We start from the raw sequence: 12984 nt of genomic DNA on the forward strand, positions 1-12984 counted from the left end.
CGCCCCTCGCCCTTCGGGTCCCGGCGGCCCCCGCCTAGACTAAGCCAAGCCTTACCTGGCTGCGCCCGACCATGGGGGGCTGCACCGCCAGGCCGTCCAGCTCGCCGATTGGGTCCGATGCCAGCCGCCGCACCTCGCCGCCACAGACGCGCTCTCGCGACGGCGACGGCCGTCCTCGCGCTGCTGGTGGCCGTCCTGCTCAGCCTTGCCGTGGGCGCGCGCACCATCCCGCCGTCCGCGGTGCTCGACGCCCTGCTGCACGGCGGGCACTCCGACGCCGCCGAAGTGATCCGCCAACTGCGGGTGCCGCGCACCCTGATCGGGCTGATGGTCGGTGCGGCGCTCGCCCTCGCGGGCACGGTGCTCCAGGGCATCACCCGCAACCCCATCGCCGACCCCGGCATCCTCGGCATCAGCCAGGGCGCCTCGGTCGGCGTGGTGCTGGCCATCGCCTTCGCCGGTGTCCACACGCTCACCGGGTACGTCTGGTTCGCGTTCGTGGGCGCCGCCCTCGCGTCCGTCGCGGTGTACGCGATCGCCTCGCGCGGGCGCGGCGGTGCCACGCCGGTGAAGCTCGCGCTGGGCGGCGCCGCGATCAATGCGCTGCTGGTGTCGGTGACGATGGCGGTGCTGACGACGAAGGCGTCCGCGCTCGACGAGTTCCGCTTCTGGCAGGTCGGTTCGATCGGCGGGCGCGAGGCCGAGGTGGCACAGCAGATCTGGCCGTTCCTGCTGGTGGGCACGGTGCTCGTGCTGTCCGTGGCACGCGGTCTCGATGCGCTGGCACTGGGCGAGGACGTCGCGAAGGGCCTGGGGCAGAAGGTCGCGACGGTACGGATCGTCGGCGGCATCGGTGCCACCGTGCTGACCGGCGTCGGGGTGGCCGCGGCCGGACCGATCGCGTTCATCGGGCTGGCCGTCCCGCACATCGCCCGCGCGATCGTCGGCAGCGACCACCGGTGGCTGCTGCCGATGGCGGCGCTGATCGGCCCCGTGATGCTCCTCGTCTCGGATGTCATCGGCCGCATCGTCTTCCCGCCGAGCGAGGTCCCGGCGGGCGTGATGACGGCGCTGATCGGGGTGCCGTTCCTGGTCACGCTGGTACGTCGGAAGGCGGTCCCGGCATGAGCGGCACCCTCACCCGGACCCGGGTCCGGCCCGCCGGGTACAGCGTCGTACGGATCGGGACGCGCGGGCGGTTCCTGCTGCACAGGCGGGCGGCCGTCGCCGCGGCGGTCCTCGTCGTCCTGCTGGCGGCCGTCTGTGTCGCGTACCTCTGTGTCGGCGAGAGCTTCGTCGCGCCGTCCGAGGTCGTGAAGGTGATCCTCGGGCAGCCGTCGCAGAACGAACTGGTCGTCGGAACGCTGCGGCTGCCGCGCATGGTCGTCGGGCTGCTCGTCGGCACGGCGTTCGGCATCGCCGGTGCGCTGATCCAGACGGTGGCCCGCAATCCGCTGGCCAGCCCCGACATCATCGGCATCAGCCAGGGCGCGGGCGCGCTCACGGTCGGCGCGATGACGTTCGGCGTCACCTCGTACACCGTGCTGCCGTACCTGTCGGTCATCGGCGGGATCGCGGCGGCGGCGCTCGTGTACGTCTTCGCATGGCGCGGCGGACTGCACGCCACCCGGTTCGTCCTCATCGGCATCGGCTTCGCCATCGCGCTGCGGTCCGTCACCACCCTGTTCCTGACGAAGGGCGACTACCTGGTCGCCCAGCAGGCGCAGATCTGGATGACGGGCTCGCTGAACGGCCGCGGCTGGAGCGAGGTGGCCCCGATCGGCTGGACGCTGCTGGTGCTCGCACCGGCAGTCCTGTGGGCAGCGCGTGCGCAGCGGACCGTGACCATGGACGACGACACCGCGACCGCGCTCGGCGTCCGGCTGGGCCGGGTACGCCTGGGCCTCGTCGCGCTCGGCGTGATCCTGGCGTCCGTGGCGACGGGGACGGCCGGGCCGGTCGACTTCGTGGCCCTGCTCGCCCCGCAGATCGCCCGCCGTATGACGCGCACCTCGCAGATCCCGCTGCTGTGCTCGGCGCTGCTCGGCGCGGTGATCGTCGTCTTCGCCGATCTGCTGGCCCGCAAACTCTTCTCGCCCACCGAGCTGCCGGTGGGCGTCCTGACGGCGGCGGTCGGCGCCCCGTATCTGATCTGGCTGATCATCCGCGGTCACGGTGGCCGCAAGGGAGGCAAGGCATGAGCCCGACCCGTACGTCCGATGCCGTCGCCGTCACCGAGGAGACGGCCGGCCGGCTCACCGCACGCGGCCTGACTCTTGCCTACGAGGACCGCACGGTCGTGCACGAGCTGGACCTCACCGTTCCCGACGGCCGGGTGACGGTCATCGTCGGCCCGAACGCGTGCGGCAAGTCGACCACCCTGCGGGCGCTCGGCCGGTTGCTCAAGCCGCGCGGCGGAGCCGTGCTCCTCGACGGCACGGAGCTGTCCCGGATCCCCACCAGGAAGATCGCCCAGTCGATAGGGCTGCTGCCGCAGACCCCGGTCGCGCCCGAGGCGATCACCGTCTCCGACCTCGTCGCACGCGGCCGCCAGCCGCATCAGCACTGGTGGCAGCAGTGGTCGGAGGAGGACGAGCGGGCCGTCACCGACGCGATGGACCGTACGGACATCACGACGCTCGGCGACCGGTCCGTCGACGAACTGTCGGGCGGGCAGCGGCAGCGGGTCTGGATCGCGATGGCGCTGGCTCAGGAGACGGACCTGCTGCTCCTCGACGAGCCGACCACGTACCTCGACATCGCGCACCAGGTGGAGGTCCTCGACCTGGTGCGTCAGCTGGCTGCACCGGCGGCGGACGGCACCCGCGGCCGGACCGTCGTCACGGTGCTCCACGACCTGAACCAGGCCGCGCGGTACGCGGACCATCTGGTCGCGATGAGGGCGGGCCGGATCGTCGCGGAGGGCCGGCCGGGGGACGTCGTCACGGCCGAGCTCGTACGCGAGGTGTTCGGCCTGGACGCAGTGATCGTCCCGGACCCGGTGACGGGTTCCCCCCTGGTGGTACCGGGCGCCCCTTGGTCCCCCGGTCCGGGGTGACCGGCTCCTTCCTCGATCTCCCCCGTGGGCTCAAGGGCACAGGTCCCCCCTCGACGGGCTTGATGTGTGCGTCTGGTCCCTGAGGGTGCGGTCGCCTTGTCGGGTGGGTGGTGTCCGGGGCCCCTCCGGGGTGGGGGTTCCGTCCTCAATCGCCGGACGGGCTTGAGGTGTCCGCCCCCGGGTCGGGAGCTTGCCGTCGCCTTGGTCCGGTGGGTGGTGGTCCGGGGCCCCTCCGGGGTGTCTCCTCAAACGACGAACGTTCGGGTTCGTCGTCGGGGGAGCCCGGGTCCTTGTTCGTCGTCCTGCGGGGGACCCCCCTGCACGTCCCCGGACCGGCCGTCGCGCGCCTGCGGGCGGGTGGGCCTTCCAGTCACGACCACCGGGGTGCAGACGCGGGTGATGCGCGGGTGGGGCCGTGCAGGGGAGTCCCCGCAGGGGCCGGCGCACCTGCCGGGCTCGTCCGCGTTGCCGGCTTCCGCGCCAGTCCCGAGGAGACGCCCCGGAGGGGCACCACCCACCCCACCACCGGGCAGGGGCGGGCCCACCCCGTTGCCGGGCATCGCACCCAGCCCGTCGAGGTGCCCCAGGCCCTTGGGCCCATGGAATTGAGGACGGAACCCACCCCGGACGGGGACACGGCACCTCATCCGCGCCTACCCCACCCGCCTCCGCGCCCGCCACACCAGGAACACCGCCGACGCCACCGCCGCCCCGCGCACCACCACAGGCCACACGCCGCTCAGCGCCTCCGTCATCCCGTCCTCCGGGATCGGCTCGCCCCAGCGCCCGTCCATCCGCCCCCACAGCCAGACCAGTCCGCCCGCCGCGACCATGCCCGGCAGCCACATCGCGGCCAGTTTCGCCTCCGTGCGCGAGAGCGTGCGTGAGCCGTACGCCAGCAGCCAGCCGCCCGCCAGGGCCACCCAGGACCCGGTCAGCGCCCCCGTGACCAGCAGTGCGGCAGCGAGCAGCAGCAACGGGTGGGAGAAGCCGAGCCCCCTGCCCTCACGCGGCGTACGCCGACGCAGCCGCGGCCGCCACCGGCCGCGCTCCGCCTCGTCCGCCTCCTCGTCACCGCCCTCGTCACCGCCCTCGTCGGAGCCGTCGTCCTCCTCATCCGCATCCGCACTCTCATCCGCCTCGGTCTCATCCGCAGGCGGCCGCGGCTGCTTCAGCAGCTCGGCGATCTCCACCCCGCCCACGAACCCGGGCACCTCCACGCCCTCCCCGAACGGCCCCGGCTCGATACGCCACCAGTCGGGCTCGCTCCCGGAGGTGCCCAACTCGTCCGTCCCCGCCATGTGCGGCGGCGACGGCGCCCGCTGCGCCGGCACATTGCCCGCCGCCGCACCCGGGCCCCCGGAGTCCCCCGGCTCCTCCTCCGACGCGCCCTTGCGCGAACTCTCTTTCCGGAGCGTCCCCCTGCGCGGCCGCGGGATCCCCCGCGCCTCCGGACCGCCCTCCGCCGAGCCCCCGGACGCCCCCGGCAACGTCACCGTTCCGTCCGCCGACCCGGCCGCCGCGGCGACCAGTTCGTCGGGCGTGCCGAGCCGCCCGATGATGCGCCGCACCGCCGCCGGCGAGTCCGTGGCCTGGCTTCCGCGCTGCCGGTCGATCTCGGTGCGCAGGGCCGCCACGAGCCGCATCCGGGCGCCCGAGGACAGCTGGTGCTGCTGGGCCAGGTCCCCGACCCGGCTCAGATAGTCGTAGACGAGCTGGTCGCTCTCGATCCCCACGCGATGGTTCCCCTCTGACCGGCCTGCACCGACGGTAGCGCCCTCGGGCCTGTCCGGAGCGACTACCGTGGGACGGATGGGGATGACCACACCACCGCGGACGCTCGCCGAAGCTCTGCGCGCCCGGGACGACGAGTCGTTGGCCGGGCTGCTCCGTGCCCGCCCCGATCTGCTGTCCCCCGTGCCGAACGACATCACCCAGCTCGCGACACGGGCCGGTACCCGGGCCTCCGTCGTCCGCGCGCTGGAGCACCTCGACCGGTTCGCCCTGCAGACCGCGGAGGCGCTGGCCGTGGCGCCGGACCCGGCACCGTACGACACGCTGCTCGCCCTGCTCACCGGCGACGGCCAGGACGACGGCGCGGACCGCGACGACGCGGGTGCGGCGATCCGGGACGCGGCTCCCGGCGCCCTTGCGACGCTGCGCGAACAGGCCCTCGTCTGGGGCGAGGACGACCGGCTGCGCCTGGTGCGCACCGCGCGCGAGCTCCTCGCCCCGTCCCCGCAGCACCCTTCCCCCACCGGGCTCGGGCCGACGGTCGCCGAGGCCACGTCGGGCATGTCGCCGGGCCGGCTCCAGGAGATCCTGGTGGCGGCCGGACTGCCCGCCACGCACGACCCGGTCTCGGCAGTGGCCTCCCTGTCCGCGCTGTTCACCGACCGCACCAGGATGGGCGAGCTGCTCGACACCGCCCCCGTGGACGCCCTGTCCGTACTGGACCGGCTGGTGTGGGGCCCGCCCTACGGGGAAGTGACCCCGAACCCGACCCCGCCCGTGAAGTGGCTGCGCGACCGCGGCCTGCTGCTGCCGGTGTCGACGCGCACGGTCGTGCTGCCGCGCGAGGCGGCCCTGCATCTGCGGGCCGGGCGTGCCCACCGCGTACCGGAGCCGCTGCCGCCCGCCGTCGTGGCGCTCGCGACGCGTGATCCCCAGGCTGTGGACAGTGCGGCGGCAGGCCAGGCGTTCCTGGCGGTGTCCACCGTCGAGGAACTCCTGACGAGCTGGAACGGCGGCGGCCCCCCGATACTGCGGGCCGGCGGCCTCAGCGTCCGCGAGCTGAAGCGGATCGCGGCTGTCCTCGACGTGTCCGAGCCGATCGCCGTGTTCTGGCTCGAACTCGCCTACGCGGCCGGGCTGCTGGCCTCCGACGGCGAGGCCGACGAGCGGTACGCACCGACGCCCGCGTACGACGACTGGACCGAACTCCCCGTCCAGGACCGCTGGGTGGACCTCGCCACCGCCTGGCTCGCCGCGACCCGCACCGCCGGTCTGGTCGGCGGTCAGGACGCCAAGGGCCGGGCCCTGTCCGCGCTCGGCCCCGAACTCGACCGCTCCGCCGCCCCCGAGGTACGCCGCCGGGTCCTGGCCCTGCTCGCCTCGCTCGACCCCGGCACCGCACCGGACCCGGAGACACTGCTGGCCCGGCTCCGCTGGGAACGGCCGCTGCGCGGCGCCTCCGCGTCCGCCGGGGACACCACCGACCTGCGCTCCCGGATCGCCCTGTGGACGCTGAACGAGTCCGAACTCCTCGGCATCACCGGCCGTGGCGCGCTCTCCTCCCAGTCCCGCGCCCTGCTCGACTCCGGGCCCGCGAAGGCCGCCGCGCTGCTCGCCCCGCTCATCCCGGAACCCCTCGGCCACGTCCTGCTCCAGGCCGACCTGACGGCCGTCGCCCCCGGCCCGCTGGAACGCCCCCTCGCCGACACGCTGTCCGTCCTCGCGGAAATCGAGTCGAAGGGTGGCGCGACGGTCTACCGGTTCACGCCCGGGTCCGTGCGCCGCGCGCTGGACGCCGGACAGTCCGCGGCCGATCTGCACGCGTTCCTCGCCGCCCACAGCCGGACGCCCGTCCCGCAGCCCCTCAGCTACCTCATCGACGACGTCGCCCGCCGCCACGGCCATCTGCGGATCGGCGCCGCGTCCGCGTACGTGCGCTGCGACGACGAGGCCGTGCTCAACGAGATCCTCGCCGACCGGCGCTCGGCCACCCTGCGCCTGCGCCGCCTCGCGCCGACGGCACTGGCCGCCCAGATCGACCCGGCGTCCCTGCTCGAAGGACTGCGCGAGATGGGCTACGCCCCGGCCGCCGAATCCGCCGAGGGCGACGTCCTGATCACCCGCGCCGGCACCCGCCGCACCCCGCCCCGTACACCCCCCGTCCCCGTGCCCGAGGGCCCGCCGGTCCCGGACGGAACGCTGCTGGGCGCGGCGGTACGGGCGATCCGCGCCGGCGACACGGCCGCGACGGTCGTCCGCAAGGACGCGGACAGCACCCCCGCCGCCCCGGCCGGCTCCCTGCCCCGTACGACCTCCGCGGAGACCCTGGCCACGGTCCAGGCGGCGGCGATGACGGGCTCGGCCGTATGGATCGGCTACGTCAACGCGGACGGCGCGGCCAGCCAGCGGGTCATCGCCCCGGTCCGGGTGGAGGGCGGCTTCGTGACGGCGTACGACCACACGGCCGACGAGGTCCGCACGTACCCGCTGCACCGCATCACCGGTGTCGCCGAACTGGCCGACGCCGAAGACGCCTGACGTCCCGGGTGACCGGCCGACGGACCATGGCCGCAGCGGCTGCTCGCCGACATCTACGCGCCACCGACCCCACATGCGGCACACTGGACGTTTGGCCGCACAGGTGGCCGCACCCCGTAGAAAGGGCCGAGACGCGTGACCGGACCCCTCATCGTCCAAAGTGACAAGACGCTGCTCCTGGAGGTCGACCACGACCAGGCCGATGCCTGCCGTCGTGCGATCGCGCCCTTCGCGGAACTGGAGCGGGCGCCGGAGCACATCCACACCTACCGGCTGACCCCGCTCGGCCTGTGGAACGCACGCGCCGCCGGGCACGACGCCGAGCAGGTCGTCGACGCGCTCGTGCAGTACTCGCGCTATCCGGTGCCGCACGCGCTGCTCGTCGACATCGCCGAGACGATGGCCCGGTACGGCCGCCTCACGCTCTCCAAGCATCCGGTCCACGGGCTGGTGCTGACCTCCACCGACCGGCCCGTGCTGGAGGAGATCCTCCGGTCGAAGAAGGTCCAGCCGCTGGTCGGGGCACGGATCGACCCGGACACCGTGGCGGTGCACCCGTCCGAGCGCGGGCAGATCAAGCAGACGCTGCTGAAGCTGGGCTGGCCGGCGGAGGACCTTGCCGGGTACGTCGACGGCGAGGCGCACCCGATCGAGCTCGCCGAGGACGGCTGGGCGCTGCGGCCGTACCAGAGGCAGGCCGTCGAGGGGTTCTGGCACGGTGGCTCCGGCGTCGTCGTACTGCCCTGTGGTGCGGGCAAGACGCTGGTCGGGGCCGGTGCGATGGCGGAGGCCAAGGCGACCACGCTGATCCTGGTGACGAACACCGTCTCGGCCCGTCAGTGGAAGCACGAGCTGGTGAAGCGGACGTCGCTGACCGAGGACGAGATCGGTGAGTACAGCGGTACGCGCAAGGAGATCCGGCCGGTCACGATCGCCACGTACCAGGTGCTGACGACCCGCCGGAAGGGCATCTACCCGCACCTGGAGCTGTTCGACTCCCGCGACTGGGGGCTGGTGATCTACGACGAGGTGCATCTGCTGCCCGCCCCCGTCTTCAAGTTCACCGCCGATCTGCAGGCGCGGCGGCGGCTCGGTCTGACGGCGACGCTCGTCCGGGAGGACGGCCGCGAGTCGGACGTCTTCTCGCTGATCGGCCCCAAGCGGTTCGACGCACCGTGGAAGGAGATCGAGGCACAGGGCTACATCGCGCCTGCCGACTGTGTCGAGGTCCGGGTCAATCTGACGGACTCGGAGCGGCTGGCGTACGCGACCGCCGAGGCCGAGGAGAAGTACCGGTTCTGCGCGACGACCGCGACGAAGCGGAAGGTCACGGAGGCGCTGGTCCGCAAGCACCGGGGCGAGCAGACCCTCGTCATCGGGCAGTACATCGACCAGCTCGACGAGCTGGGCGAGCATCTCGACGCCCCGGTGATCAAGGGCGAGACGAGCAATGCGCAGCGGGAGAAGCTCTTCGACGCGTTCCGCGAGGGCGAGCTCAGTGTCCTCGTCGTGTCGAAGGTCGCGAACTTCTCGATCGACCTGCCGGAGGCGACCGTCGCCATTCAGGTGTCGGGGACGTTCGGCTCGCGGCAGGAGGAGGCGCAGCGGCTCGGCCGGGTGCTGCGGCCGAAGGCGGACGGGCACGAGGCCCGGTTCTACTCGGTGGTCGCCCGCGACACGATCGACCAGGACTTCGCGGCCCACCGCCAGCGGTTCCTGGCCGAGCAGGGGTACGCGTACCGGATCGTCGACGCGGACGAGCTGCTGACGGAGAACTAGGGTCTTTCGTTCGGATCAGGCTGGATCAGGGAGCGGGGTCGGGTGCGTGCAGCTGCAGGGCGGAGGAAGGAGCCGACGCGGAGCGTCGGGGACTGACGACAACGCGGCAGATGTGCGTGCCCGGCCCCGCGAGCCCAGCATGATCCAAACGAGAGGCCCTAAGCCGGTCCCTCGCAGGGCGACGCCCGGACCGGGGTCGCGGTTCAGTGGTCGCGGTGGTGGATGTTCGCCTCCGTCTCCTCCGCGTACTCGCCGAGGACGGCCACACCGACCGCGGTCCGTGCGAAGACCTTGACGGCGCGGACGGCGTCGCCGACGCGATGGGTGGGCGGGTGACCGGTGACCGCGGTCGCGCCGTGCGCGGGGCCGGCCGTTCGGGGGTTCGGACTGGGGGTGCTCATGTACTCCATGGTCCTGCGCCCGGCCGGGTGGAGGCACCGGTCCACGGCGGCGCAATCACCGGTGGCCGGCGTGTGTGCAGGTGGACCGGGGTGGACGCGGCCGCAGAATTCGTTCGCCCCCGGCGGGCGCGGTCGATACAATCGCCGGTCTGCCCGCCTCCCGCACCGTGGTACCGGCCCTTCGCCGGCAGCCGGGGGAGCGCCGCCGACCGGACGGAAACCGGCCGACAGCTGTACGCACACCTGCGTGCGTAACCGTGATCGATCCCCGAGCGGACCGCATCGCCTCCGGACAGTGAACGGGAGCGAGCTGCGGTCCGCCGTCCTGCGTTGAAAAGCCGGAGGCAACACCGTGCCCGCGCACGAACACGAAAGCGATACCACCACCGATCCGCTGGCTCGCGAGCGCGCCCATCTCGCCGCGTCCCGCGCCGCGCTGCGCGCCATGCGCGAGGACGCCCAGGCCCTCGACATCCGCGATGTCACCGCGAACTGGGTCAACGCCGCCGTCCTGCAGGCCCAGATCGACGAGCGCATCAAGTCCCTCGCCGATCTCTCCCACACCCCGCTCTTCTTCGGCCGGCTGGACTATCTCCACCCGGTCGGTGCCGAGCAGGCCGAGGGGGCGGAGGGGGAGCAGTTCTACATCGGGCGCCGCCACGTGCATGACGCCGACGGCGACCCGATGGTCATCGACTGGCGCGCACCCGTCTCGCAGCCGTTCTACCGGGCTTCGAAGAAGGACCCTCAGGACGTCGGACAGCGCCGTCGCTTCGGGTACACCGGCGGCGACCTGACCGCGTACGAGGACGAGCACCTCACCGACCCGACCGAGGCCACGCAGACCAGCAAGCTGCTCCAGGCGGAGATCGAGCGGCCTCGCGTCGGTCCGATGCGCGACATCGTGGCGACGATCCAGCCCGAGCAGGACGAGATCGTCCGCAGCGGGCTCGGCGGAACGGTCTGTGTGCAGGGAGGGCCGGGTACCGGCAAGACCGCCGTCGGCCTGCACCGGGTGGCGTATCTGCTGTACGCGCACCGCGAGCGGCTCGCCCGCACCGGCACGCTGGTCATCGGGCCGAACCGGTCGTTCCTCCACTACATCGAGCAGGTGCTGCCGGCCCTCGGTGAGCTGGAGGTGAAGCAGGCGACCGTCGACGATCTGGTGGCCGCGCAGGTCGAGGTGCGGGGCACGGACGCGGCGGAGGCGGCCGTCGTCAAGGGCGATGCCCGCATGGCCGAGGTGCTGCGGCGGGCGATCCGTTCGCATGTGACCCTGCCGACGGAGCCGGTGATGGTGGTGCGCGGTTCGCGCCGCTGGCGGGTGCCCGCGTACGAACTGGAGGAGATCGTCACCGAGCTGCTGGCCCGCGACATGCGGTACGGCGCGGCCCACGACGCGCTCCCGCAGCGCATCGCGCACGCCGTCCTGGTCCGGATGGAGGAGGCCGGCGAAGCCCCCGACGACCGGGTGCAGAACGCGGTGGCCCGCACTCCGGCGGTCAAGGCGGCCGTGAAGGCCATCTGGCCCGCCGTCGACCCGGCCAAGCTGGTGCTGCGACTGCTCTCCGACCCGGAGTTCCTGGCCGCGCACGCGGACGGGCTGCTCACCGAGGACGAGCAGAAGGCGATCCTGTGGACGAAGCCGGCCCGGAGCGTGAAGTCGGCGAAGTGGTCGGCGGCGGACGCGGTGCTGATCGACGAGGCGAGCGATCTGGTGGCACGCACGCACTCGCTCGGCCATGTCGTCCTCGACGAGGCGCAGGACCTCTCCCCCATGCAGTACCGGGCGGTGGGCCGTCGCTGCACGACCGGTTCGGCGACCGTGCTGGGCGACCTGGCGCAGGGGACGACGCCGTGGTCGACGGAGAGCTGGGCGCAGGCGCTGCACCACCTGGGCAAGGGGGACGCCGTGGTGGAGGAGCTGACGGCGGGCTTCCGTGTGCCTCGGGAGGTCATCGCGTACGCGTCGCGGCTGCTGCCGGTGATCTCGCCGGGCCTGGCGGAGGTGGAGTCGGTGCGTGAGTCACCGGGTTCGCTGGCGGTACGGGAGGTGGCCGGCCCGGCGGAGCTGGACGCGGCGGTGGTCGCGGCGTGCGAGGAGTCGCTGGCGCAGGAGGGTTCCATCGGCCTGATCGCGGCGGACGCGCGGATCCCGCTGCTTGCGCAGGCGCTGACGGCGGCGGGCCACGCCTATCTGTCCCCGGGCGAGGAGACGACGGCCGAGTCCCGGCTGACGCTGGTACCGGCGTCGCTGGCGAAGGGCCTGGAGTACGACTACGTGGTGCTGGACGAACCGGCGGCGGTGGTCGACGGCGAACCCGACGAACGGACCGGGCTGCGGCGGCTGTACGTGGCGCTGACCCGTGCGGTGTCGGGGCTGATGGTGCTTCATGCGGCGCCGCTGCCGGACGAGTTGACCTGAGCGGGGCCAGGGGCCGGCGCGGTGGCGGACGCTCCGTTTCCGGTCCCCGGCCCCACTGAGCGCGTGGCCCACACCCAGTGGACCGCGTCCGGGCGGGGTTGACGCGATGGGCGGCGCATACCGCTGTCTCGCGCACCACGACGAGGGCCCCACGACACCTCTGCGGGCCGGCCGCCGATCGGTGGCCGGCCTCCCGCCCGGTCCGGCGGCCGCTGTCGTGCGCGGGGACGTTTCAGTGGCCGCCGCGGTGCAGGCGCCCCTCGTACTCGGCTTCGAGCACAGCGTTCCGTTCGAAGCCGCCCGGCAGGTTGGCGGAGATGTACACGGGCGCTTCGTGCCCCTCGGCGAGCAGAAGGGCGACGCTCTCGGCCACCGCCATCTGAACGAGGAAAGTGGAGACGATCGTGGACACACCACACACGTTGCCGCCCCCGGGCATGGGCAGCAGTGCGTCGCCGGCGGGCGCGTGGTTGTCGAGCACGGTGTCGGCGAGGTCGGCGAGCCGCTGTCCACTGGGGTGCAGAGCAGGGACCGAACGGGTGTGCTCCATGGAAGTGATTGCCACCAGTGGATGACCCTTGCTCTTCACCAGATGAGCAAAGTCGACGATCGAGTTGTTGACACCCGAGTTGGAGATGATCACGAACATGTCCTGCGGCTGCGGGGTGCTCAATTCGTAGAGCCGTGCGGCAAGCCCCGGCCGTCGCTCCAGCAGCGGGTCGTCGAGTACGGCGCGGTCCTCGCCACCGCGCAGCACGAGGTCGGGGAGGCCGATCCGGTGGGTGGGGATGAAGCCGCCGGCGCGGCCGGCGATCTCCATCGCGGTGGCCTGGGAGTGACCGGTGCCGAAGGCGTGGATCACGCCGTTCGCGCTGACGCAGTCCGCGAACAGGCGGGCCGCGGCGGCCACCGCGTCCTTGTTGGCGTCGATGGCTCCGTCCAGGGACTCGCGCGCCCGGTCGGCGAACACGCTCGCACTGATGCGCGGCTGAGGCATGGGACCACCATTCTCACTCGGTTGACTGATTCAAAATTCTCCGAATGAACCG

Annotated in this window: 9 protein-coding genes; 6 read left to right on the plus strand and 3 right to left on the minus strand. The window is 72.9% G+C overall.

Features of this window, described 5'->3' with window-relative positions; genetic code table 11:
* The first annotated feature begins 117 nt into the window (after positions 1 to 117).
* From OG878_RS18095 to OG878_RS18105, 3 genes are read left to right on the plus strand one after another with little or no spacing between them, the layout of a single operon-like run.
* On the plus strand, positions 118 to 1128 hold the full coding sequence (locus tag OG878_RS18095) for a FecCD family ABC transporter permease (protein ID WP_328887747.1): 1011 nt from the start codon (positions 118 to 120) through the stop codon (positions 1126 to 1128).
* Positions 1125 to 2201 (plus strand): FecCD family ABC transporter permease, encoded by a 1077-nt coding sequence (locus OG878_RS18100; RefSeq protein ID WP_328887748.1) that lies wholly within the window; start codon positions 1125 to 1127, stop codon positions 2199 to 2201. Before OG878_RS18095 ends, OG878_RS18100 begins: the two co-directional genes overlap by 4 nt.
* A complete protein-coding gene (locus OG878_RS18105) occupies positions 2198 to 3058 on the plus strand; it encodes an ABC transporter ATP-binding protein (protein ID WP_328887749.1) in 861 nt (286 codons plus the stop codon). The genes OG878_RS18100 and OG878_RS18105 overlap by 4 nt, the downstream gene beginning before the upstream one ends.
* 653 nt (positions 3059 to 3711) lie before the next feature.
* On the opposite strand, the gene OG878_RS18110 is transcribed toward OG878_RS18105, so the two are convergent.
* Positions 3712 to 4794 (minus strand): hypothetical protein, encoded by a 1083-nt coding sequence (locus OG878_RS18110; protein ID WP_328887750.1) that lies wholly within the window; start codon positions 4792 to 4794, stop codon positions 3712 to 3714.
* Positions 4795 to 4870: 76 nt separating this feature from the next.
* On the opposite strand from OG878_RS18110, the gene OG878_RS18115 reads away from it, so the two are divergent.
* Positions 4871 to 7330: a helicase C-terminal domain-containing protein gene (locus OG878_RS18115; RefSeq protein ID WP_328887751.1), complete on the plus strand. Its 2460-nt coding sequence runs from the start codon at positions 4871 to 4873 to the stop codon at positions 7328 to 7330.
* 135 nt (positions 7331 to 7465) lie between these two features.
* Positions 7466 to 9109 (plus strand): DNA repair helicase XPB, encoded by a 1644-nt coding sequence (locus tag OG878_RS18120; RefSeq protein WP_328887752.1) that lies wholly within the window; start codon positions 7466 to 7468, stop codon positions 9107 to 9109.
* 203 nt (positions 9110 to 9312) lie between these two features.
* On the opposite strand, the gene OG878_RS18125 is transcribed toward OG878_RS18120, so the two are convergent.
* The gene (locus OG878_RS18125) at positions 9313 to 9510 is read right to left on the minus strand and encodes a hypothetical protein (protein ID WP_328887753.1); all 198 of its coding nucleotides are present in this window, start codon (positions 9508 to 9510) and stop codon (positions 9313 to 9315) included.
* A 352-nt stretch (positions 9511 to 9862) separates the two neighbouring features.
* Between OG878_RS18125 and OG878_RS18130 the strand changes: the two genes are divergently transcribed.
* Positions 9863 to 11935: a HelD family protein gene (locus OG878_RS18130; protein WP_328887754.1), complete on the plus strand. Its 2073-nt coding sequence runs from the start codon at positions 9863 to 9865 to the stop codon at positions 11933 to 11935.
* Positions 11936 to 12167: 232 nt separating this feature from the next.
* On the opposite strand, the gene OG878_RS18135 is transcribed toward OG878_RS18130, so the two are convergent.
* The gene (locus OG878_RS18135) at positions 12168 to 12932 is read right to left on the minus strand and encodes an SIS domain-containing protein (protein WP_328887755.1); all 765 of its coding nucleotides are present in this window, start codon (positions 12930 to 12932) and stop codon (positions 12168 to 12170) included.
* Positions 12933 to 12984: the final 52 nt, after the last annotated feature.

This window comes from Streptomyces sp. NBC_00316 (assembly GCF_036158715.1).
Classification (GTDB): Bacteria; Actinomycetota; Actinomycetes; order Streptomycetales; family Streptomycetaceae; genus Streptomyces.

What these genes read in the sequence shown, in the direction of transcription:
- OG878_RS18095 (WP_328887747.1), top strand. Translation starts at nt 118, where the DNA reads ATGCCAGCCGCCGCACCTCGCCGCCACAGACGCGCTCTCGCGACGGCG.
- OG878_RS18105 (WP_328887749.1), top strand. Translation starts at nt 2,198, where the DNA reads ATGAGCCCGACCCGTACGTCCGATGCCGTCGCCGTCACCGAGGAGACG.
- OG878_RS18125 (WP_328887753.1), bottom strand. Translation starts at nt 9,510, where the DNA reads ATGAGCACCCCCAGTCCGAACCCCCGAACGGCCGGCCCCGCGCACGGC.
- OG878_RS18115 (WP_328887751.1), top strand. Translation starts at nt 4,871, where the DNA reads ATGGGGATGACCACACCACCGCGGACGCTCGCCGAAGCTCTGCGCGCC.
- OG878_RS18135 (WP_328887755.1), bottom strand. Translation starts at nt 12,932, where the DNA reads ATGCCTCAGCCGCGCATCAGTGCGAGCGTGTTCGCCGACCGGGCGCGC.
- OG878_RS18100 (WP_328887748.1), top strand. Translation starts at nt 1,125, where the DNA reads ATGAGCGGCACCCTCACCCGGACCCGGGTCCGGCCCGCCGGGTACAGC.